At 65.8% G+C, this 21,256-nt stretch carries 20 protein-coding genes; 13 read left to right on the top strand and 7 right to left on the bottom strand.

The window, feature by feature from the left end; all coding sequences use genetic code 11:
• Position 1: 1 nt before the first annotated feature.
• On the bottom strand, positions 2 to 1,513 hold the full coding sequence (locus VMV82_10530) for an NFACT RNA binding domain-containing protein (protein ID HUY41992.1): 1,512 nt from the start codon (positions 1,511 to 1,513) through the stop codon (positions 2 to 4).
• Between VMV82_10530 and VMV82_10525 the strand changes: the two genes are divergently transcribed.
• The 10 genes from VMV82_10525 (at position 1,506) to VMV82_10480 (ending at position 9,880) form a co-directional block, all read left to right on the top strand.
• The gene (locus VMV82_10525; GenBank protein HUY41991.1) at positions 1,506 to 1,949 is read left to right on the top strand and encodes a hypothetical protein; all 444 of its coding nucleotides are present in this window, start codon (positions 1,506 to 1,508) and stop codon (positions 1,947 to 1,949) included. The two genes, VMV82_10530 and VMV82_10525, sit on opposite strands and share 8 nt — an antisense overlap.
• Entirely contained in the window at positions 1,946 to 2,566 is a 621-nt protein-coding gene (gene gmk / locus VMV82_10520) for a guanylate kinase (GenBank protein ID HUY41990.1), read from the top strand. Before VMV82_10525 ends, gmk begins: the two co-directional genes overlap by 4 nt.
• Before the next feature lie 27 nt (positions 2,567 to 2,593).
• Positions 2,594 to 2,866 carry a DNA-directed RNA polymerase subunit omega gene (gene rpoZ, locus VMV82_10515; protein ID HUY41989.1) on the top strand — a complete coding sequence of 91 codons (273 nt, stop codon included), beginning with the start codon at positions 2,594 to 2,596 and terminating at the stop codon, positions 2,864 to 2,866.
• A 58-nt stretch (positions 2,867 to 2,924) separates the two neighbouring features.
• Entirely contained in the window at positions 2,925 to 4,766 is a 1,842-nt protein-coding gene (gene glmS / locus VMV82_10510) for a glutamine--fructose-6-phosphate transaminase (isomerizing) (protein ID HUY41988.1), read from the top strand.
• A complete protein-coding gene (rph, locus tag VMV82_10505) occupies positions 4,766 to 5,512 on the top strand; it encodes a ribonuclease PH (protein HUY41987.1) in 747 nt (248 codons plus the stop codon). The genes glmS and rph overlap by 1 nt, the downstream gene beginning before the upstream one ends.
• Positions 5,505 to 5,846 (top strand): hypothetical protein, encoded by a 342-nt coding sequence (locus VMV82_10500; protein HUY41986.1) that lies wholly within the window; start codon positions 5,505 to 5,507, stop codon positions 5,844 to 5,846. The genes rph and VMV82_10500 overlap by 8 nt, the downstream gene beginning before the upstream one ends.
• A complete protein-coding gene (locus VMV82_10495; GenBank protein HUY41985.1) occupies positions 5,843 to 6,622 on the top strand; it encodes an ABC transporter permease in 780 nt (259 codons plus the stop codon). The genes VMV82_10500 and VMV82_10495 overlap by 4 nt, the downstream gene beginning before the upstream one ends.
• Positions 6,615 to 7,373 (top strand): ATP-binding cassette domain-containing protein, encoded by a 759-nt coding sequence (locus tag VMV82_10490; protein ID HUY41984.1) that lies wholly within the window; start codon positions 6,615 to 6,617, stop codon positions 7,371 to 7,373. Before VMV82_10495 ends, VMV82_10490 begins: the two co-directional genes overlap by 8 nt.
• Before the next feature lie 94 nt (positions 7,374 to 7,467).
• Positions 7,468 to 8,949, top strand: a complete 1,482-nt coding sequence (locus VMV82_10485) for an MlaD family protein (GenBank protein ID HUY41983.1) — start codon at positions 7,468 to 7,470, stop codon at positions 8,947 to 8,949.
• Positions 8,950 to 8,965: 16 nt separating this feature from the next.
• A complete protein-coding gene (locus VMV82_10480; protein HUY41982.1) occupies positions 8,966 to 9,880 on the top strand; it encodes a 2-dehydropantoate 2-reductase in 915 nt (304 codons plus the stop codon).
• Positions 9,881 to 10,156: 276 nt separating this feature from the next.
• Here VMV82_10480 and VMV82_10475 read toward each other — a convergent pair whose 3' ends face one another.
• From VMV82_10475 to VMV82_10455, 5 genes are all read right to left on the bottom strand, one after another.
• Positions 10,157 to 10,879, bottom strand: a complete 723-nt coding sequence (locus VMV82_10475) for a DUF4097 family beta strand repeat-containing protein (GenBank protein HUY41981.1) — start codon at positions 10,877 to 10,879, stop codon at positions 10,157 to 10,159.
• Positions 10,876 to 11,814, bottom strand: a complete 939-nt coding sequence (xerA, locus tag VMV82_10470; GenBank protein HUY41980.1) for a site-specific tyrosine recombinase/integron integrase — start codon at positions 11,812 to 11,814, stop codon at positions 10,876 to 10,878. The genes VMV82_10475 and xerA overlap by 4 nt, the downstream gene beginning before the upstream one ends.
• Positions 11,815 to 11,908: 94 nt before the next feature.
• Positions 11,909 to 12,367, bottom strand: coding sequence for a universal stress protein (locus VMV82_10465; protein HUY41979.1), 459 nt, complete (start codon positions 12,365 to 12,367; stop codon positions 11,909 to 11,911).
• 19 nt (positions 12,368 to 12,386) lie between these two features.
• The gene (locus tag VMV82_10460; GenBank protein ID HUY41978.1) at positions 12,387 to 13,595 is read right to left on the bottom strand and encodes an SLC13 family permease; all 1,209 of its coding nucleotides are present in this window, start codon (positions 13,593 to 13,595) and stop codon (positions 12,387 to 12,389) included.
• Entirely contained in the window at positions 13,592 to 15,274 is a 1,683-nt protein-coding gene (locus tag VMV82_10455) for a SulP family inorganic anion transporter (protein HUY41977.1), read from the bottom strand. Before VMV82_10455 ends, VMV82_10460 begins: the two co-directional genes overlap by 4 nt.
• Before the next feature lie 79 nt (positions 15,275 to 15,353).
• Between VMV82_10455 and VMV82_10450 the strand changes: the two genes are divergently transcribed.
• The 3 genes from VMV82_10450 (at position 15,354) to VMV82_10440 (ending at position 19,995) form a co-directional block, all read left to right on the top strand.
• On the top strand, positions 15,354 to 16,835 hold the full coding sequence (locus VMV82_10450; GenBank protein ID HUY41976.1) for a glycosyltransferase family 87 protein: 1,482 nt from the start codon (positions 15,354 to 15,356) through the stop codon (positions 16,833 to 16,835).
• Between the two features lie 70 nt (positions 16,836 to 16,905).
• Positions 16,906 to 17,856 carry a polysaccharide biosynthesis/export family protein gene (locus tag VMV82_10445; protein HUY41975.1) on the top strand — a complete coding sequence of 317 codons (951 nt, stop codon included), beginning with the start codon at positions 16,906 to 16,908 and terminating at the stop codon, positions 17,854 to 17,856.
• Positions 17,857 to 17,865: 9 nt separating this feature from the next.
• The gene (locus tag VMV82_10440) at positions 17,866 to 19,995 is read left to right on the top strand and encodes a P-loop NTPase (GenBank protein HUY41974.1); all 2,130 of its coding nucleotides are present in this window, start codon (positions 17,866 to 17,868) and stop codon (positions 19,993 to 19,995) included.
• Here the strand turns inward: VMV82_10440 and VMV82_10435 are convergent.
• A complete protein-coding gene (locus VMV82_10435; GenBank protein HUY41973.1) occupies positions 19,992 to 21,002 on the bottom strand; it encodes a helix-turn-helix transcriptional regulator in 1,011 nt (336 codons plus the stop codon). The genes VMV82_10440 and VMV82_10435 overlap by 4 nt on opposite strands.
• Positions 21,003 to 21,256 lie beyond the last annotated feature (254 nt).

Here is a 21,256-nt window from a genome sequence, read left to right as displayed (position 1 = left end):
GCTAGGAGGCGCGCGGTGCCACGACGATGGACGTCGCCTCCGTGTAGAACACCAAGCCGGGTGGCGCGTTCGGCTGCTTGCGCACGTGCTTGCGTTGCGTGTAGTCGACGGTCACCGCGACGCTCTCGCGTGCCTTGGAATGCGCCGCGGCTAACGCCGCCGCGAGCTCGAGATCCTCGGCGGGCGGCTCGGAGCGGTCGTCGCGCGCGAGAATGACGTGCGCTCCGGGCACGCCGCGCGCATGAAACCAGAGATCGTTCGGCCGCGCGACGCGAAACGTCAGCTCCGCGTTCTCGACCGGCGAGCGCCCGACCAGGATGCGCGAGCCGAGCGCGGTCCGCGTCTCCAGCGGCTTGCGGCGCCGGGTCGGCCGACGCGGCGGCGGCGCGCGCTTCTTGCGGGAGCGCGGATCGAGAAGTGCGAGCGTGCTCTCGATGTCGGGGAGGTCGTCGTCGCCGACCCGCTGCGTTTCCCACAGGAGCGTCTCCAGCGCCTCTTTCTGCATCGCGAGCGCGCGCTCGCGCTTCTCGATGTGTGGGAGTGCTGCGCCGAGCTTGCGATACTGCGCGAAGAGCTTTGCGGCCTGCGCCTTGGCTTGCGCGCGCGCGTCTGGTGCGAGCTCGTGCAGGGTCGCGTAGATCGCCTCGCCTTCGCGGCGCAGGCGTTCGCGCTGCGCCGCGGCGGCACGCTGCGACGCGAGCGCGGCTCGAGCTTCGTCGAGGGAGCGGGCGCGATGTGCGATGCTGCGCAGGAGTGTCGCGCGGCGGCTTCCACTTTGCGCTTGTGCATCGGCACGCAGGCGTGCGTCGCGCTCTTCTGCGAGCAGATCGAGCAAGGACGGTTCGCGCGAGAGCTCGCCGTGCAACGCCGGCAGCTCGACGAGGTGGGCCTGGATGAGACGGCCGTGCCTGCGGTAGACGTAGAGCGGCTCCCGCAACGCTGCGTCGGCCTCGAGATATGCCAGGGCCGCGCGCGGCTCGGCACCGCCCTCCTCGACCGCCCGCGGTAGAACCTTTTGCGGAAGAGGGGGCAAGACGTACGGCATTCCGGCGCGCACCTCGCGCGAGCCGTGCGCGCCGGGGAACTCTTTGCGTGCGCTGATCACCATGCCGGCCTTGACCAGCAGCGCATTGCCGAAGCGCGGTACGAGCTCTATGTAAAGGTCTACTTCATCACCTACGCCGAAGCGCGAGCGCGTGCGAAACCTCAGCCGCAGCAGGCGGTCGTGCTCCCTGGCTTCGATCGCCGCCAGTACCATGCCGTGGAGCGTTCGCGCTAGCGCTCGCGTGAAGCCCGGCTCGTCGCGCGTCGTCGAGAGCTCGCCCGACTCGAGCGTCAGTGCGGGTGGCGACGAGAACAGGTCAATGCAGAGCAGCCGCATCGAGCCCCGCGACCAGAAGACGAGCGCAGGCCTGCCGTCGCCGACCACGCCCGCGTCTTGGAGGCGCGCACCGCGCAGCGCGGTTTCCAGCTCGGCGCCGAGACGGCGCACGAGCGCCCAGTCGGTGCGCATCGAGCGTTATCGTTCTGCCGCCGGCGTGCTTGCCCTCGGGCTCCTGTGCGCATGCGCCCCGGGTCCGCCACACCCGCAAGGCTGGACGCAAAGCGCGAGCGGCGCGTGGACGACGATGAGCGGCGCCGGGATCGAGCGCTATACGTATGCGCAGGAGCCGTCGCAAGGCTCGCTCTCCGACCTCGCCTCCGCCCAAGCCGTGGATACGGTCCAGCGCCATCCCGGGTCGAAACTCGAGCGAAGCAGGCCGTTCCCGGCCTGCCCGGGTGAGGCCGGCCTGGCAGAGTATCGGCTTGCTCACGACGAGTTGCTTCAGGTGGCCTTCAGTGTGAACAACGGCAGGACGATCGTCGCGCAGTACGAGCGCCCGGCGTCGATCGGCGAGTCGGCCGCGGCGATGACGGCGCTCCGGCAGGCCGTCTGCTTCGCCCTGTGAAACGTGGACCAGGGCTTCTCTTCGTCGTTTCGGGACCGTCGGGAGCCGGCAAGGACACCCTGGTGGACGCACTGTTGGCGCGCACGTCACGCCTGCGATACTCCGTTTCGGCCACGACTCGGAGTCCCCGGGAGGGTGAGATCGAGGGGCAGCATTACTTCTTCTTAACGGAAGAAGAGTTCGAGCGGCGCCGCGATGCCGAGGAGTTCCTCGAATGGCGCATCTACAATGGCAACCTCTACGGTACTCCGCGCGATTACGTCGAGCGGACGATCGCGGAGGGATACGACGTCATCATGAAGCCCGAGGTCAACGGGGCGCTCGCCGTGCAGGCGGCATACCCGGCGGCGGTCCTGATCTTCCTGGTTCCGGACCGGTTCTCGTACTTGCGCGAGCGTCTCTTGACGCGTAGGACGGAGACGAACGAAGAGATCGCGCAGCGTCTCGAGATCGCGCATCAGGAGATGCAGTTCATCCGCAGCTTCGACTACATCGTCGTCAACGAACAGCACCGGGCCGAGGAAGCGGTGGACGATCTTGCTGCGGTGCTCCAGGCGGAGCGTTTCAGGATTCATCGCTGGGGCGAAGAGCGGCTGCGCAGCGTCGAACACACGTAACACAAACGTACCACAAGAAGAAGGAATATGAGCAAAACGGTTTTCGGCGACCTCGACGCGCTGCTGAAGCACGCGGACTCGAAGTTCAGCCTCGTCAACATCGTCACCAAACGGGCGCGCCAGCTCAACAACTGGATTCGCGTGCAACAGTTACCGCCGATGGAACGGCGCGAGTACTACGCGAGCGAGCCGCTGATCGAGCAAGACGCGGTCAATCCCAACAAGCCGGTATCGATCGCGCTCGACGAGATCGCGGAAGGCAAGATCGAATACCACCGCACCAAAGAAGGGATCAAGTGACGTCCCTCTCGCGGCGGGCGTCTCCGAAGCGAATGAAACGGGACAGAAGTGAGTAGCCGTGTGTGGAATTGTCGGATATATAGGCGCGAAGGATAGCGTTCCGATAATCCTCGACGCGCTCGGACGCCTCGAGTACCGGGGATACGACAGCGCGGGGATCGCCGTTATCGACGAGCACGGCAACCTGTGCGATTCGAAGGCGGAGGGTAAGCTCGCGCGGCTTGCAGAGCGCCTGCGCAACGGCGAGAAGCTCTCGGGTCCGGTGGGAATCGGACACACGCGCTGGGCGACGCACGGCCGGCCCTCCGACATGAACGCCCATCCGCATATGGACTGCAACGGGCGCCTGGCGGTCGTGCACAACGGCATTATCGAAAACTACGCATCGCTGCGCGCGCGCCTGCTCGAGCTCGGGCACGTCTTTCGGAGCGAGACCGACACCGAGGTGCTCGCGCACCTGATCGAGCTCCATTTCGACGGTGACCTGCAAGAAGCGCTGCGGCGAACGCTGCGCGAGGTACGCGGCGCGTACGCCGTCGGCGTGATCTCTACCGACGATCCCGGGCATCTCGTTTTCGCCCGTAACGGCGCGAGCCCGCTCGTGCTGGGCATCGGTGACGGCGAGATGTACGTCGCCTCCGACACCCCGGCGATCTTACCGTACACGCGCAAGGAAGTGATCGTTCAGGAGGGAGAGATCGCCATCGTCGGACGAGACGGCTGGCGCATCACCGATTATGACGGCCGGCCCGTCGAGCGCGAGGTGGTGCAGATCCTTTGGGACGCTCGTTCGGCGGAGAAGAGCGGGTTCAAGCACTTCATGCTCAAGGAGATATTTGAGCAGCCGAACGCGATCAAGGAGACGCTCGCGGGGCGTGTGCACGAAAATGGCGACGTGAACGTCGTTCACGAGCTTGACGCAATCACCGAGGAGCGCCTTCGCGCCATTACCAAGGTCACGATTACCGGCTGCGGAACGGCGTTCTACGCGGGCATGGTCGGGATGTACCTGTTGCGCTCTCTCGCGCGACTGCCGGTCGAGATGGAGCTCGCGAGCGAGTTCCGCTACGGCGATCCTATTGCGGACGAGAACACGCTCGTCGTGGCGATGTCGCAATCGGGTGAGACGGCGGATACGGTCGAAGCCGTGCGCATCGCGCGCGAGCTCGGCAGCCCGATCCTCGGCGTCTGCAACGTCCTCGGTTCGCACTTGACGAGGCTCGCGAACGGAACGCTCTACACACGAGGCGGCCCAGAAATCGGCGTCGCGGCAACGAAGACGTATGTCTCGCAGGCGACCGCAATGGCGCTCCTCGCGCTGGCGCTCGCGCACGTGCGCGCGTCGGCCCCGGTGGAGCGTCTGCGCGAGATTGCGCTTGGTACGCGTCTGCTCCCGGCGGCCGTCGACCTCGTGCTCAACACCTCCGACGAGATCCGCAAGGTCGCGCAGCGTTACGTGGAGATGCGCAGCGCACTCTTCATCGGGCGGTACGCCAACTTTCCCACCGCGCTCGAGGGCGCGCTCAAGCTCAAGGAGATTTCCTACATCCATGCCGAGGGCTACGCCGCTGGCGAGATGAAGCACGGGCCGATTGCGTTGCTCGACCGTTCGACGCCGATCATCGGTATCATGACGCACGATCGCGTACGCGAGAAGATGATCTCGAACATCATGGAATCCAAGGCGCGAGAAGCGCCGATCATCGTCGTAGCGAACGCGGGCGATGACGAGGCGGCGTCCATCGCCGATCACGTCTTTTGGGTGCCGGAGGTCGAGGAACTGCTCGCGCCGATCGTCAACGTCATCCCCCTGCAGCTCTTTGCCTATCATATCGCGGATATCGCCGGCAAGGACGTAGACCAGCCTCGCAACCTCGCCAAGACCGTCACGGTGGAATGATGACGCGCAGCGACGGGCGGCAGGCGGACGAGCTGCGGCCGCTGACGATCGAGCCAGAGGTCATGAAGTTCGCCGAAGGCAGTGCGCTCATCACGCTCGGCGACACGCGCGTGCTGTGCGCGGCGACCATCGAGGAGCGCGTACCGCAGTGGATGCGCGGACAAGGCGTCGGCTGGATCACCGCGGAGTATGCGATGCTGCCGCGAGCGACGCAGGAGCGGACGCAGCGCGAATCCGCGCGCGGCCGGATCGGCGGACGCACGCACGAAATCCAGCGTATCGTCGGGCGCGCGCTGCGCGCCGTCACCGATACCGCGAAGCTCGGGGAGCGTTGCATCTGGATAGACTGTGACGTCTTGCAAGCGGACGGAGGGACACGAACGGCGGCCGTCACCGGAGCCTACGTCGCGCTCGCACTCGCGCTGCGGCGTCTTTTCGATCCCAAGCTGCTCGCGCAGTGGCCGCTCGACGCGGCCGTCGCTGCAGCAAGCGTCGGCATCGTCGACGGCAGCGCGATGCTGGACCTCGCCTACGAAGAGGACAGCCGCGCGCACGTCGACATGAACGTCTTCGCTACCGACGCCGGTCGTTTCGTCGAGTTGCAAGGGACCGCCGAGGCAAAGCCGTTCGACCGGCGCGATCTCGATACGCTGTTGGCTCTAGCAGAGACGGGCTTGCGCGCGCTCTTCGCCGCCCAGCGCTCCGCCCTCGAAGCCGCGGGCTTTCCGGTAACCGCGCATGCCTGACGATCGCTTCGCGGTGCTCGTCGCGCGTGTCGGCGCCTTTCACATAACCGACCGCGACATGCGCCACGTGCAAGATGCGGCGGCTCAAGCGCTGCACTCGGGGAGTCTCGACGAGTCGTTGCGGGTTGCGTATCTCGATGCCGTGAGGCGCTACTTTGGCGCGTTCGAGCGCGAAGCGCGCACGCATCTACGCGACGTCGACCGGCGGATGGAGCACGCGAATCAGGTGCTCTTCAATCTCGGCGCGGAGCGCGGGGTCGCGACCAAACGCATCGAAGCCACGAAGGCCGTTCTGGCGCAGCTCGATGCGATCGAGGAGCGCCTGCCCCAGTGAACCTGCTCGAGCGCGTCGGCGAGCGAACGAACGCGTTCTTCTCGTACGCCGGTGGATTGACGCTGCTCGGCGGCAGTTCCCTGGGCTTTCTCGCGCGGCTCCAGATACGCTTCGGCGAGACGATCTCGCAAGCGTATCTCTTGGGTTACCAATCGCTGATCATCGTGACGCTCACCTCGCTCTTCACGGGCATGGTGATCTCGCTCGAGTCGGCGGTCCAAGCCGTGCAGTACGGCTTCGGAAACATCGTGGGCGGTGCGGTTGCCTATGCGTCGGCCCGCGAGCTCGGACCGATGCTCACGGGAATCGTCGTTGCCGGGCGAGCCGGATCGGCGATCGCGGCGGAGATCGGCTCCATGGTCGTAACCGAGCAGATCGAGGCGTTGCGTTCGATGGGCATCGAGCCTGCGCGCTATCTGGTCGTACCGCGCCTTCTGGCGCTGCTCGTGATGCTTCCGCTGCTGACGATCTTCGCCGACGTCGTGTCGCTCGTCGGCGGAATGTGGGTTGCAAAAGCGTACGCGCACATCAGCTACGGCGACTTCATCCAGTCCGCTCGTACGACCATTACGATGGCCGACGTCGACAAGGGCTTGCTGAAGACCATCGTTTTCGCGGCGATCATTGCGCTCGTCGGCTCCTATCAGGGCCTGCGCACGCGCGGGGGTGCGGCGGGCGTGGGGAAGTCGACGACGGGCGCGGTCGTGGTCTCCATGATCTTGATATTCATCGCGAACTTCACCCTGTCGCTGCTCCTATACGGCTCGAATGCGTGACGGCATCATCGCTCGTCTCGACGGGGTATCCCTCGCGTTCGGCGACCGCATCGTGCTGCGCAACTGTACGCTCCCGATCGCCGAGGGCGCCATCACGTGCATCGTCGGCCTCTCGGGGGCAGGGAAGTCGACGATCCTGCGCCTGCTCGACGGTCTCGCAATACCCGACGGCGGACACGTCTACGTGCGGGATCAGGACATCTGCCACATGCACGAGACCGAGCTCAACAAAGTACGCCGCTCGATCAGTCTCTCGTTCCAATTTGCGGCGCTGCTCGACAGCCTGACGCTCGGCGACAACGTCTCGCTCCCGCTGCGCGAGAACACGAGCATGCCGGAAGAGGATATCCGCAAGACCGTGACCGACGCGCTCGATGCGGTCGGCTTGTCGACGTCGTACGACAATCTCCCGGGCGAGCTCTCCGGCGGAATGCTCAAACGTGCCGGATTCGCGCGCGCCATCGTAACCCGGCCGGACCTCGTCCTCTACGACGAGCCGACGACGGGCCTAGACCCGATCTCGGTGCACTTGATCACGCAGATGATCATGCGCCTGCGCGAGCGGTCGAACGGCACCGCGGTCGTCACGTCGCACGACCTTCCGTCTATCTACATGATGGCCGACTACATAGCCATGCTCTTCGAAGGCGCAATCATCGCGTACGGCCCGTGTGCGGAGGTGCGCAAGTCGCTCAATCCCATCGTGCAGCAGTTTCTCGCGGGCTCCGACACGGGGCCGATTCCCGTATGACGGACACGCGGTATGGGTGCACCCGTGCTGCTGCACGCTGTAACGGTCTTCCTATCGAGGGGAATCCTGGCGGGAGCTATGGTAGTAACAAAACGTGACTAAGCAAGCGGTAGTGGGCCTCTTTGCGATCGTGGCGATCGCGCTGCTGTTCATCATTTTCTACATTCTGCAGAATCTCGGCGCCCGCGCCGGCTACCAGCTCGCGATTCATTTCGACTCCGCCGCCGGTCTCCAGAGCGGTTACGGCGTGTTCTTCAGCGGCCTGGCAGTCGGGACGGTAGACCACATCATTTTGCTTCCGGATGACACCGTCGACGTCGTGGTATCGATCCGCCACAACATCGGCATCCCGCGCAACTCGCGTTTTCTCATCCAGGCGCCGCTGACCGGTGCTTCTAGCCTCGTCATCGTCCCGCCGCGCGGCGGGCCGCTTCCCTATCCGACGTTTGCTCCCGGCATTGCTCCCATTGCCGATCAGCCGAAGGGCCAGAACGTCGCCACCGTTCAGGACCTACTGCAGCAGGGGCAGGGCGAGATCCGGCGCCTCGACATCATTCTCGCAGAACTCCAGCGGCGCGAGCCGCGTATGCTCGCGACGCTGCAGAGGACGCTCACCGATGCCAGCGAGATGACGCGCACGCTCAACGCGTCACTGTCGAGTGCGGGCGAGAACATCGCCGCGATGGCGGCAACGCTGAACTCGACCGCATCACTCGACGCGCCGAAGCTCGATCGCATGCTGGAGCAAGTCTCCGCTGCGTCGGTCGAGCTCCATCGCTCAATGACGGCGATCGAGGGATTCGCGACCGATCCGCGGCTGCGCGGCAACGTCATCGCGACCACCGAGAACATCGCCCAGACGACCCGCGCCCTCGCGGAGATCACGTCGGACCTGCAATCCGTCACGGCGAACCCGCAGACGCAGGAACAGATGCGAGACACGATAGCCCATCTCGACGCGACGCTACAGCGCGCCGCGTTCCTGCTTGGGCGTCTCGGCGGGCGCAGCCACGTCTACGGCGTTGATCGAGGCGCGACGCCGCCGCCTGCGAGTACGCCCCAGCCGCAGTCCTCGCCACATCCACTCGAGCGCTCGGAGCGGCTTGCTATGGGTGGCGCGCTCTCCGGCCTTGCGCGACAACTGATCGCCTTGCAGCTGCGCGTCGGCGAGCTCGATGCACAGCACGTCTGCTGTCCATCTGCGCTCTTCTCCGCCGATCGCGGCCCGCAAGTCGACCTCAACGCGATCCTGCTCCCCAACGCGAGCACGAGCGTGATGATCGGAGCAAACGACGTCGGCCATGCGACGACCTGGAACTTGGCCGCGTTGCACCGCGTCGCACCCGACGTGCGCGTCGGCGGCGGATTGCTCTACTCGCGCCTCGGCGTCCTCGGGCAATACGACGTGCATGGAACTGGAACCGGCATCGAGGCGAGGTTCTACGATCCTCGCCGGCCCACGCTCGATCTCTACGGCGACGTGCACCTCACGCCGTGGGCGCAGCTCTTCGTCGGCGAACGCGCGATCAATCAGCCGGAGCGGCGGACCGACTACGGCATTCAGTTCAGCTACTAATCGGTAGTAGAAGAAGATGCAGCAGCGCCCCAAGGTCGGGATCGTCGGCGCGGGTGCGATGGGCACGCTTTTCGGCTTTCACCTAGCGCAGACATGCGACGTCACGATGCTCGATGCGAACGGCGTAACGATCGCGACGATCGAGCAGAAGGGGCTCGCGGTCAACGACCAGGCGTCGCGCCGCGTGAGCGTCGCCCGGCGCGCCGCAGAACTCTACGGGTCGCAGATATTGTTCCTCTTCGTGAAGGCCGTCGACACGCTACGCGCCCTGCGGCCCTTCGCCGGAGAGCTCGACCCCGTAACGCCGATCGTCTCCCTGCAGAACGGCGTCGGCAACGAGGACGCAATCCGCACCGCGCTCGGCGGCGCGGTACCGGTGATTCTCGGCATCACGACCGAGTCGGCTGTGACGACCGCACCCGGGCGCGTGCACACTTCCGGGCGCGGCAACACGATCGTCGGATCGGCGTCGCCGTCGGCGTCGCGCACGGTCGCTCACGTGTTGACCGCGAGCGGATTGCAGGCGGCCGTCGTGTACGACATTCGTCCGCATCTGTGGGGAAAGCTCGTCGCGAACTGTGCGATCAACGCGCTCTCGGCGATCCTCGATTGCGACGCGGGCGTGATCCCCAAGGATGCGAATGCCGCTCGTCTCGCGGAGGCGCTTGCGGAAGAGGCCGCAGCCGTGGCGACGGCGCTGAAGATCAACCTTCCGTTCGTCAACCCTTGGCAATACGTCACGGACGTCATCGCAGTGGGCGCAGACGCGCGCAGCTCGATGGCCTTCGACCTCGCCTCCGGACACCCAAGCGAGATCGATCACATCAACGGCGCGGTGGTCGCCTTTGGGCGGCGCGTCGGCGTGCCGACGCCATATAACGACGCCATGGTGCGGCTCGTGAAGGCGAAGCAGGCATTGCTCGCGACCTAGGGAGCCTCCGATTAATCCCATGCACCGATCGTTTGACGCTCCGAGGGTTTGGATGCGAGGAGACTGCAAGGGAGCATACCCAGGGTGCTCTGTGACCGCGCAGGCGACAACGCAGACGAGCCCTCGGAGCGCAAACCCGCAGGGCAACGGCATTTTCGCCGCATCTCGTCGTCGCTGCGTCGGTCACAGACGCCGTGCAGTATGCTCCCTCCTCGCTTCTCGACCTGCGACGAAAATGCTCGTTGCGCTCGGTGCAGCGCATTAATCAGAGGCTCCCTAGATCTGCGGTGCTAGGCGCAAGAGCCGAATTGCGCCGCGCCGGCATTCGACGTCGATTCCGCTCGCCGCACCGCCGTTGACCGAGCCGTCGATCGTCTCGCTCCGCCCGCTCGAGGTGCCGCGCAAATTGAAGTCCGTGAAGATGGTCCCGTCGTCGGTGTGGAGATGGACCCGAAATGCAGCATTCTCCTCGATCGAGAGATCGATGTCGCCGCCGGCATTGACGAAACGCAGCGTCCCCGGCCAGGACTGCGCCCCGATCTTCACGTCGACGCTTCCGGCGCGGGCCACGGAGGCTTCTCCGTAAGCGGGAAGCATCATCGTCGCCGTGCCGGAGACGAGCGAGACTCGAGCGCTGCCCGAGATGTCTGTGACGTTCACGTCGCCGCCGCCCGAGACGACCTCGAGGTCGACGCCTTTGGGCACGCGCACGATCAGCGATCCAAGTGCGGGTGCGAGGACTTCGATGCCGTTGGCGATGGGACGGATCTCCGGTGCCGCCGGCATCGAAGATCCGCGCGCAAACGCCTCCACCGTGAATCGATCGCTCGGCTCGCCGATGCGCGGAGCGTACGCACTGACGGTGCCGCGCGCGATGCGCACGATCATACGCTTGTGCGGTTTTAAACTGCCGAGGCTCGTCGCGTAGGCACGTTGCGAGGCGCAACCCGCCGTAAGCGCCGCGAAAAGCGCGAGCGGAAGAAGAAGGCGCGGCGTCATCGCGGCGAACGCTTTGGCCTGCTGCGGGGATGGGCCTCCTCGTACGCCTGACGCATGTGCTCGAGGGTAACCTTCGCATAGATCTGCGTCGTCGCCACGCTGTCGTGTCCCAGAAGTTCCTTGATCGTCATGATGTCGACGCCACGCTGATGCAGATGCGTCGCAAAGGAATGCCGTAGCGTGTGAGGCGTGATTTTCCCTTCCAAGCCGCTCAATCGCACGAAGAGACGAAAGACGTTTCCGACCTGCGGGTAGCTGAGGCGGCTTCGCCGGCGGCTGACGAAGAGCGCGCCGTCGCCTCCAGGCGGTCGCACCGCCAGGTAACGTCTTAGCGCATCTGCAGCCGCGTCGTTGAAAAACACATAGCGCTCCTTGTTTCCCTTGCCGACGACGCGGATCGTTCGCCGATCGAAGTCGACGTCGGCCAGATCGATGCCGACCAGCTCCGCCCGGCGGATACCTGAAGCGTAGAAAAGCTCGAGTATGGCGCCGTCTCGCAGCCGCTGGAACTCCGAGGTTCCCGCCGCTGGCTTGGTGGCCAGGAGGCGTTCGGCGTCCTTGACTGAGATGGCCTTGGGAAGGCGACGCGGCAGCTTGATGTTGCCCACGTCCGCCGCCGGATTGTCCTGCCGCAATCCTTCGCGCTTCGCATACCGAAAGAACGCGCCGAGCGCCGCAATCCGTCGCCGCACGGCGGCGGCGCTCAGGCCGCGCCGCGTCATGTCCATGAGGAACTGGCGCACGTTCGAGACCGTGGCGGCCACCAAGGTCTGCTCGACGGGCGTCCGAGGCGCGACGAACCGCGCGAACAGATCCAGATCCGATTCGTACTCGCGCACGGTGCGCTCCGCGCGGCGCTTCTCGAGGAGCAGGTACTCGCGAAAGCCCGTCAGGACGGTGGCATCGTGGCGTCGGGCCGCTTGCGATCGTGGCAAAGCCTTCTCCTTGTATTATCGCAAATAACTGTTTGTGATTATACAGCTGAAGAGCGCCAGGAGGCAAGGCTGGCGCGTCTTCCTCTCGGCTCCGCTAGCCTGCAGGCTCGTAGAGACGCATGACCAGCACCGGGCCGCGTGCGTGATCCACGACGAAGCGCGCGACGTGACCGACGGATCGCGGTCCGATGCCGCCACGGTGTCCCGCGGCCAAAACGAGAACGACATCCTGCGCGCTCGCCTCGGCTAACGCACGTTCCGGGTTCTCGCCCTTGATGATTCGTGCCGCCGCAGAGATACCGTGACGAGCCAGCAGGGCGATCGCGCGGGCGGCTACGCCCTGCGCCTGCTCCTCGTCTAGGCTCGGTCCATGGCGCCGATGAGGCGGCTGCGGCGGACCGTGGTGGCGTTCGACGATGCGGTCGAGCAGCTGCTGCGCCGCATCCGCGTACGCGCACCACGCTTCGACGTTGTCGAAGGCGCGTACGGCCGGGGAGACGGCTTCCGCCAGAGCGGCATCGTCAATCCCGTCGAAGCAAACCGCTGCCTTCAAAGCTGCACCTCTTCTTCTTTCATCGGGCAAGCCAAAGCCAGAGAATCGTCACTGCCAGCATCGGCGGCACGACGATCGCACCTAAGCGCAAGTATTCGAGCGGGCTGACGCAGACGCCCCGTTTCCTCAACGCCGCCATCCACAGAATGGTCGCGAGAGAGCCGGTCGTCGTGAGGTTCGGTCCCAGATCGGTTCCGGCGATCAATGGATACGCGAGATGGGGAGCCTGGGCCGTCATATGTGCGGATGCGACGGCGACGGGCAGATTGTTGACGACGTTTGCGAGCAGCGCGGCTCCCACGGCGGCAGCGGCCGTGGATGCAAGCGTGCCGTATCGCGTGACGGCGTCCAGCGCGTGTAGAGCCAATGCCGTGAAACCGGCGCGGTCGAGCGCGTCGAGCAACACGAAGAGTGCAGCTAACAACACGAACGTGCTCCAGCTCACGTGCTTTGCCGCAACGGACGGCCGGACTCGTGCGGCGCCAAGCGCGACGAGTCCGCCGAGCAATGCGACGGGTCCGAGCGGCACATCAAATGCCAGGGCTGCGAGGTAACCAGCGACGATGCAGCAGGCCACGACGAGCGTCCGCACGGCCGCCGGTTCAGGCCGCGGCGCTACCCCAACGTCGTATCGCCCGCGGAGCCGACGGTGAAAGAGCGCGACGAACAGCGCGAGATTTATCGCAACTGCGAACAGCTCCGGAGGTCCCAAATGGATGAGATACTGGATGATGTCCGGGCGCGGCAGGATGATGACGTTTGCCGGGTTTGCAAACGGCAGGCCGAAGGACGCGGTATCCGCCACGAACGTGCAGCCGAAGAGAAATGCAAGGGCGTCTGCTCCTCGACTCGCCACCGCGCGATAGACGATCGGCGTGAAGACGATGGCGGTTGCGTCGTTCGAGAGGAGCATCGTCAGCGCCGCTCCAGCGAGAAACAGCAACACGAACAGCCGGCGTTGCGAACCGCCCGCTCGCTGCACGGCGTACTCTGCGACCAGCGCAAAGGCACCGCTCTCCTCCGCAGCCGCCGAAAGCACCATCAAACCCAGAATGAAGAGCAAGACGTTCCATTGCTCGGCGACGGCGCGCGCTGCCGCCACGACCGGCTCGCGGCCCGCAATCAGGAGCATTGCGGCACCCAATGCAGCCCACATCCACTCGCGCGTGCCCCTGGGACGTAGACCTGCCAAGAGCATCGCCAGAACGGCGACGATCGCGACGATCATGGAACGAGTGCTTCGACGGCCTCTTGCACCGACTTGAAGATGCGATCCTCGCCGATGAGCGCGACGATGCCGGCCCGGCGCGCAGCGGCGACGGCCCGCTCGTCGGAGAAGCGCGCAAATGCGACGCGCATGCCGCGCTCCTGCAGCCTTCGCAACGCCGACCTGAAGACGTGCGCGCCAGTGTAGTCGATATCGCTCACGCCGCTCCCTTCGACGATCACGACGTCGACGGCCTCGGAGGCGCCCGAGACCGCAGCGACGAGACGCTGGCAGACGTAGCGAACGTTCATAAAGTAGAGCGGCGCCGCAGGTGAGAAGACGACGATCCCGCGCTCGCGCCTTCCCGCTTCTGCCTCCTTGGGCGGCCACCAGATGGTCGTGCCCGGCACGTGCACGAGTTCGACGCAGGGTGGACGCAGCATGACGTAGACGCCGTAGAACAGCGAGAGCAAGATGCTGAGCATCATTCCGACATTGATGCGCAGAGCGACGACGAGCACGGCGCTCAGCACGACGAGCACGATCTCGAGGTGGCTCTCGCGCGCGATCCGTCGCATCTCGTCGACGCGAAAGATCTCCCACGCGATGTAGATGAGCGTTCCGGCGAGCGCTGCCTGCGGGACGAAACCGGCGACGCCCCCGCCGAGCAACGCGAAGAGCGCAACCCCAAGCAACGCAATGATGCCCGCGAGCTGAGAACGAGCCCCGGCCGAGGCCACGATCGCCGTTCTGGGCGGGCTCGCGTCGACCGGAAAGGCTCCGACGATCCCGGCGAGGAGCGAGCCGACGCCCGTAGCCGCGACGTCGGAGCTCACGTCAACGATCCCCTTGTGCGAGCGGAACGTGCGAAGCGTCGTGACGGTTTGCAGCACGCACACGACGGCGACGACCGCCGCCACCGGAAGGATCGACTCGGCGTGCACGTCGTGCGGAAACGGCAGGCGCAGCTGCGGCAGGCCCACATGCAGCGCACCGACCACTGCAACCCGGTCTTGCAAATGCAGCAGCGCTACCGCCGCCGCCGACGCGGCGAGTGCGAAGAGAGCGCCGGGGAGCTTCCGGCTGGCGATCTTCGATCCGAAGATGATCGCAAGAACGAGCGCTCCCAGCGCAAGCGTATCGAGATTCGTATGTGGCAACGCGCGGATAATCTCGGCGATGCGCGGCAGTGCGGAGGTCTGCGAGACGGAGACGCCGAGCAATGAGGGCAGCTGGGAGACGACGATCTGCACGGCGATTCCCGCGAGAAAGCCGACCGTTACCGGGATCGAGAGCAGATCCGAGATCCACTCCGCTCGAGCGATGCCCACCGCGACGAGCATGCCGCCGACGAGCAAGGCCATGAGCCCGAGCAGAAGCGCGTACTCCGGTGAGCCGGGAGCGACGATGGCCGCGAGTGTGACGGCGAAGATCGTCGCGATCGTCGAGTCGGCTCCGACCGACAAGTACCGGTTCCTCCCGAAGATCACGAAGGCTATGGTGCCTGCCGCGAACGCGTAGAGTCCCGTCGCCGGAGGCATGCCCGCGAGCCGGGCCGTCGCGATCTGTTCGGGGATGGCGATTGCGGCCAGTAAGAGCCCGGCGATCAGGTCGCCTGGTATCCAGGGAACGCGATACCCGCGCAGCGACGCAAAGAACATCGGTCCTCTGTCCGTGCCGACCGTGACCGAAGCCTCCATGAGGTAGGGTCTTCGGGGCCGTTTCCAGCCCGTCAATGGTCGGTGGCGGTGCCGGGACGCCCCCGATTACAATGCCTGCATGACCGGAAACGGGCGCGCGATTCTGTCGGCGATCCTTTGGGCTGCGTGCATCTTCATCGTCAGTGGGCACGCTGCCGGAATCGTTCGAACGAACGGCGTTCCGATCGCCGGCAATGACTTTCCCGCCTTCTACTGCGCCGGGAGCGCGCTGTTGCAGCACGCGGACCCATATGCCGTCGAGCCGCTTCGCTCGTGCGAGCACGCGCTGCCGCACGGCTCGGATCTCCCCGCGCAGTACGTCACGCCGGCGCCATTGCCGCCCTACGTCCTCGATCTCTTCGCGCTGCTCGCGGAGCTGCCGTACCGGATCGCGGCCTGGCTCTGGTTCGGCGTTCTCCTCGCAGCGTGCGCGTGGTTAGCGATCACCGTGGGGCGCGTCTCCCAGCTACCGAGCGGTGCGGTCGCCTCGGCCCTCCTGATCTCCGCCGTGCTGGGATCGGTGGTTTTCGGCCAGATCCCGCCGCTTGCGACGCTCTTCATCGCATTGTGCGGAGCGGCACTCCTTCGCGGAGACGACTCGCTCGCCGCGGTCTGCGCCGCTGCCGCGACCATAGAGCCGCACCTCGGGCTTCCCGTCGCCCTCGCGCTCTTCATCCTGCGCCCGGGAACGCGCGCCTGGCTTGCCGGAATCGGCTTGGCCTGCGCCGCGCTGAGCGTTTTGGCGCTCTCGCCACACGGTACGCTCGCCTATCTTACGACGGCGTTGCCGGCACAAGCGCGCGCTGAGCTGATCAGCAGCGATCAGTTCTCGCTTGCACACCTGCTGGCGTTCGTGCACGTTCCATCTTCAATCGCGCTTTTGGGCGGAACGCTCTCGTATCTCCTCATGCTGGTGTTCGGAATCTTCGCTGCAAACGCCAGCGCTCGCCGCTTGGACGCTGCGGCGATCGCCTACGTGCCGCCTGCAGTAGCGCTCTTCGGCGGCGCCTTTCTCCACGAAATTCAGCTCGTCGCAGCCCTGCCCGCAGCCTTTCTCTTCGTGGGACGCGCGGCGCCGCTCGCCTCGTGGGCGGGGCGCTTTCTCATCGCCGCCGTCGCGGCCGTGCCGTTCACTCTCGCGATGAGCCATCGTCCGGTTCTCGACGTCCTCGCGCTTCTCTGTGCGACAGGAGCGCTCGTGGACGCGGTTCCTTTCGGCGAAACTATCGATTTCACGCATGCGCTCGGAGGCTTCTTGCTCGCCGCAATCTGCGTTGCGCTCCCCCTCGCCGCGCAACAGGTGCTCGTGCCGCCTGCGCCGTCGCACGTGTCGCAGACGAGCGCTCCCGCGACGAACCTCGCCGGCGAGAACTGGGGCGCGTATCTGCGCTCCGATCCACGGTACGCGACGCCGCGGCTCGATGCCGAGGCGTCGAAACTCCCTGCCTGGCTAGGACTTGCGGCACTCTTGGTGAGCGCTCTCGGCATGGGCGTGACCCGCCTGGGTCCGAGGACTCAACCCGCTTGGGACTCACGGCCACGAATTCATCTCTCAGGGTAGCCGCTCGACCCGGTCCCATAGGGCAGACGCGAACTCTGCAACGCGCACGTACGGAGGTTAGAGTCGAAACATGGAACGCGTGAGGACGTTTGCGATCGCCATGCTTCTTCTGCCGTCGTTCGTGCTCGGGTTCGCCGCGAGCGCGTGCGCGCAGGTGGATCAAGGCAGTGAGGCCGCGTCTCCCTTCGAGATGACCAACGCGTACCACATCCAGGGCGGCGATCAGATCGCCATTGCGATCGACGACGATCCCACGCTCGCGCAAAACGTAACCGTGCTCGACGACGGAACGATCGATCTTCCCCTGATCGGGACGCTCGCGATCGGCGGCATGTCGCCACAGGGCGCGGCGCACGCGATCGCGCGGCGCCTCGCCGTGTACATGCGCCGGCCGCAAGTCGTCGTATCGGTCGTCAAAGAGGGCCTCCTCGAGGTGACGGTACTCGGCGACGTCAAGACACCGGGGAAATACCAGCTGCGCTCTCAGGGACGCCTTCTCGACGCGATCGCTGCCGCAGGCGGCGTCGTGGACGTCGAGACGGGAGTCTATCCCGTCGCCCGCATCGCAACGCCGGGCGGTGGCGACGTCGCAACGATCTCGCTCGAAAATTTGCTCCAGCGCGGTGACACGTCGCTCGACGTTCCATTGCAGCAGGGAGCGATCGTGTATGTGCCGGGTCCGATGACGTTCACTGTTCACGTTTTGGGCGCGGTCGACAAGCCAGGCGCGATCGTCGTGCACGAAGGAGATCGTCTCTCCATCGCGATCGCCGCCGCAGGCGACACTCGGCAGGCGAACTCCGATCTCAACCGCATCGCGCTCACGCGACACTTCCCCAACGGAACCGTCGGAACGTACCAAATCAATCTCTACCCCGCGCTCCTGCGCGGCGACGAGCGCTACGACGTCGTCCTGAAGCCCGGCGACGAGATCTTCGTACCGGAGGCCAACGGCCGCATGATCGGTGAGGGCTTCTTCTCCGGCTTCCTCTACCTGCTCGGAACGCTGCTGCACTTCTAGAAAGCAACCATGAGTACGCTAACGCTTGCCGAACGCCCCCCCGCCGACCTGACCTCGGGTGATATCCACGTCGGCCGTTTCGCGCGGCCTTTCCGCAGGTACGGCAAGCTCTTCGTGACGATCGCGGTGGTCCTTGCGGTGCTCGGCACGCTCGCGATCTTGATCCTGCCGCGCAGCTACACGGCGGAGGTCCGCCTCATCGCCGGCAACCCGAACCGCGACGCAACCGACATTACCGGCAATGCCGGGTCGCAGCAGCAGACCGACTTGCCGATCCTCAACGCCTTGGTCATCGCGACGGGCTTGCAGTCGACCCAAACGTACGCGGAGCTCATTCAAGAGACGCCGGTCGCGCAGCGCGTCGTGGACGATCTTCACCTTCCGATCGGCGCGGAGGCGCTGCTCGGCCGCATTCGGGTTGCCCCGATCAACGACACGCCCATGCTCAGTCTGCGGGCATCGTGGGGCGATCCGCAGACCGCGGCCACGATTGCCAACGACATGGCGTCGGCATTCGTTCAGCGCGAGCGCGATCTCGTCGCGCAGCAGGCCGATGCCGGTATCGCGTTCATCGCTTCGCAGCTTCCGCTCGCCGAGGCGCAGGTGCGCCAAACGAACTTCGCCGCCGCGAGCTTCATGGCGGCGCACCGCCTCACCGACGCGACGACGCAGGCGACGCAAGCGGCCACCACCCTCGACGCGCTCGATCAAAAGATCGCGCAGACGCAGGTAGACCGGCGGCAAGCGCAAGCGCAGCTCGCAGCAATTCAAGGTGAGATCGGTCAGACGCCGAGCATGATTCCCGGCCAGGCCGTAACGGCTCCCAACCCGGTCATCCTCCAACTGCGCCAGCAGCTAAGCGACGCACAAGTGCAGCTCGCTGATAACGCCCAACGCTTCACCAACAAGCACCCCGTCATGGTGCAGCTCCGCAGGAAGATCGCGGACCTCGAGGCGCGCATCGCGGCGATTCCGGCCACGATCGCACAATCGAACACGGCGGAGTCGAACGCGGTCGCCGTGCAGCTGCGGCAGCAAGCCGCGCAGCTCGAGGCGCAAGTCCAGGCCGACGCCGCAGCCGTCGCGGCGATGGACGCGCAGCGGCACGCCATGCTCCCGTCGATCCAGGAGCTCCCCGGTACGACCGCCACGCTCTCCGTGCTGCAGCGTCGCGCAAAGCTCGCACAAGATGCGTACTACGCAATGCTCCAAAAGTATGACGAGTTGACGGTTGCGAAATCGACCGCGCTCAGCGATCTCACGGTCACGCAGCCGGCCGCAGCGCAGAACGCGATCCCGACGCCGAGTCTGAAGATGGGCCTCATCGCCGTGGCGCTGCTCGCGCTGGGCGTCGCGTTCGGGGTCGTGCTCGTCCTCGATCTCTTCGACAGCCGCGTCGGTGACGAGCGCGACGTCGAGCAACTCTCCGACCTGCCGGCACTCGGGCGCGTTGACGACGTGAGCGGCTCGGTTGCGAACGGCGACGAGTCGCGCAGACGCCTGCGCATGGAGGCCGCATACGACGAGGTCCTCGACGCCATGCGTTTCAGCGGTACGTCGGCACCGCGCACGATCGCCGTGCTCAGCCCGTCGCAAGGCGATGGCAAATCAACGGTCGCCGTGAACCTCGCGCTCGCTCTCGCTGAACGCCACGGTCCCGTACTCGTCGTGGACGCGGACTTGCGCAGGCCTTCGGTGCACCGTCTTCTGCGCGTCGCGGAGATGCCCGGCCTTGGAGACGTGCTCGAACGCGGGCTGCCGATCGAACAGGCGACGCAGCGAACCGCACATCAGCAGATCGACGTCCTCGCCGGCGGCTCCGCCGTACGCGATCCCGTCGTCGCACTCGAGTCCGGACGCCTCCGCCGGCTTCTCGCGAGCGCAGGCCAGCACTACGCGAGCATCATCGTCGACACATCCGCCCTTGGACCCGTTCATGATGCGCTCGAGGTCGCCCGTAGCGTCGACGCGTCGCTGGTCGTGATCTCGGCGGGCCGCACGCGCGTAAAGCAACTCACTCGCGCGCTCGATCGTCTCGCGCGCGCAGGCATCGGCAGCCTCGTCGGATATGTGCTAAACCGCGCGAAGACGACGAACGAGCGTCTCGCCTACTATGCGCGTTCCGGAAAGCTGCGCTAACCGTCCTCGAGACGGGTTGCGCCCCGCCAGCCGAGGAGCGTCGCAGCCATCTCCGTGCGATTTGCGCAGTTCGTCTTCGAGAGAAGGCGTTTGACGTGATCGTTGACCGTCGTGTCGCTGATCGAGAGCCGCTTTGCCATCGCCGGCGTACCCAGCCCGGAGAAGAGCAGCGCGATCACCTCGAGCTCTCGATTCGTCAAGCGGAAACGCCGAACGGCGTCCGCCAGCAGCGAACGGCTCTCGTACGGCTCCAGCACCAGCGCCACGCCGTAGCGGCGCCCGTGCTCGAGCGGCACGACGCGAACGATGGTTTCGGCGGAGGGCATGAACGCCTGCTCCACGCGTTGGGTCGGATCGCGCCAAGCGCTCGTGATCTCTCGCACGGTACGCTCGATCGCCGGCGGGAGGCGTCCACCGGGCAGACTCCAGCGATCGACGCGCCGCAAGCGTCGCGGCCTGCTTGCGTACTCGACCGCGAGATTCTCGTTGAGCAAGATGAGCGCCGGCGCGCTGCGCGAGCGCGCGCGTTCCAGATCGGTGAGCTCGCCTTCGAACTGCGCGTGGGTGTCGAGCGCGTGCAAGACCTCGGCACGCGCCTCCGTGAGCACCGAGCAGTCGTCCAGGAGAAACTCGCCGCTGTGCGCATCGCGCAGCAGCAACAGTGCACCCAGGCCCCCGCGCTTGTCTTCGAGATGGACCGTCAACCCGTGGCGATATGGCTCGGTCCGCGTCGAGGGCATGCCGATTGCAGATGGCGGGTTGATGCTCCGCCGTGCAGCGATCTCCGCTCGTACCATGCCCAGTCGCTCCGGTACGACGCGCGGATCTCCCGAGAGATACTCTCCGATCACCGACTCGTGACGGCGATACGAGAACGCCCATGCGTCGGCGGGAACCAGCGTCGCGTAGGCGTCGATCACCGCCTGCAGCCGACGACCCTGCGGAAAGTGAATCGCGACCGATCGCAGCGATGCGATCATCTCGCGTGCGGCGTTGCTGCGACTCATGCTGGCGCACCCATCGATCATCATCATAGCGAATGCCCGTGCTGCGGTCCTGGTCGGCCTAACGCCGGCCGGGAAAGAGTTCGTAAAGATTGCTCTTGTCGAGGGCCCGATGGTCCCGTTGAAAACGTAGACCGTGCGCGTTTTCCCTCAGGCGTGGGAGTATAAGTGCGGTCGCGCGCTTGCTATAAACGCAACAGAGGGCAACCGTACCCAATCGGCTCGCTCAATCCTAGTGCAACTTGCCTTTGGGAGTT

Source organism: Candidatus Dormiibacterota bacterium (assembly GCA_035532035.1).
Classification (GTDB): domain Bacteria; phylum Vulcanimicrobiota; class Vulcanimicrobiia; order Vulcanimicrobiales; family Vulcanimicrobiaceae; genus Tyrphobacter.
The sequence above is the reverse complement of the archived record's forward strand: the minus strand, read 5'-3'. Positions and strand labels throughout refer to the sequence as shown.

What these genes read in the sequence shown, in the direction of transcription:
- VMV82_10530 (HUY41992.1), bottom strand. Translation starts at nt 1,513, where the DNA reads ATGCGCACCGACTGGGCGCTCGTGCGCCGTCTCGGCGCCGAGCTGGAA.
- VMV82_10435 (HUY41973.1), bottom strand. Translation starts at nt 21,002, where the DNA reads ATGAGTCGCAGCAACGCCGCACGCGAGATGATCGCATCGCTGCGATCG.
- VMV82_10475 (HUY41981.1), bottom strand. Translation starts at nt 10,879, where the DNA reads ATGACGCCGCGCCTTCTTCTTCCGCTCGCGCTTTTCGCGGCGCTTACG.
- VMV82_10490 (HUY41984.1), top strand. Translation starts at nt 6,615, where the DNA reads ATGCGTGACGGCATCATCGCTCGTCTCGACGGGGTATCCCTCGCGTTC.
- VMV82_10445 (HUY41975.1), top strand. Translation starts at nt 16,906, where the DNA reads ATGGAACGCGTGAGGACGTTTGCGATCGCCATGCTTCTTCTGCCGTCG.
- VMV82_10480 (HUY41982.1), top strand. Translation starts at nt 8,966, where the DNA reads ATGCAGCAGCGCCCCAAGGTCGGGATCGTCGGCGCGGGTGCGATGGGC.
- VMV82_10450 (HUY41976.1), top strand. Translation starts at nt 15,354, where the DNA reads ATGACCGGAAACGGGCGCGCGATTCTGTCGGCGATCCTTTGGGCTGCG.
- rpoZ (HUY41989.1), top strand. Translation starts at nt 2,594, where the DNA reads ATGAGCAAAACGGTTTTCGGCGACCTCGACGCGCTGCTGAAGCACGCG.
- VMV82_10500 (HUY41986.1), top strand. Translation starts at nt 5,505, where the DNA reads ATGCCTGACGATCGCTTCGCGGTGCTCGTCGCGCGTGTCGGCGCCTTT.
- rph (HUY41987.1), top strand. Translation starts at nt 4,766, where the DNA reads ATGACGCGCAGCGACGGGCGGCAGGCGGACGAGCTGCGGCCGCTGACG.
- VMV82_10460 (HUY41978.1), bottom strand. Translation starts at nt 13,595, where the DNA reads ATGATCGTCGCGATCGTCGCCGTTCTGGCGATGCTCTTGGCAGGTCTA.
- VMV82_10440 (HUY41974.1), top strand. Translation starts at nt 17,866, where the DNA reads ATGAGTACGCTAACGCTTGCCGAACGCCCCCCCGCCGACCTGACCTCG.
- VMV82_10455 (HUY41977.1), bottom strand. Translation starts at nt 15,274, where the DNA reads ATGGAGGCTTCGGTCACGGTCGGCACGGACAGAGGACCGATGTTCTTT.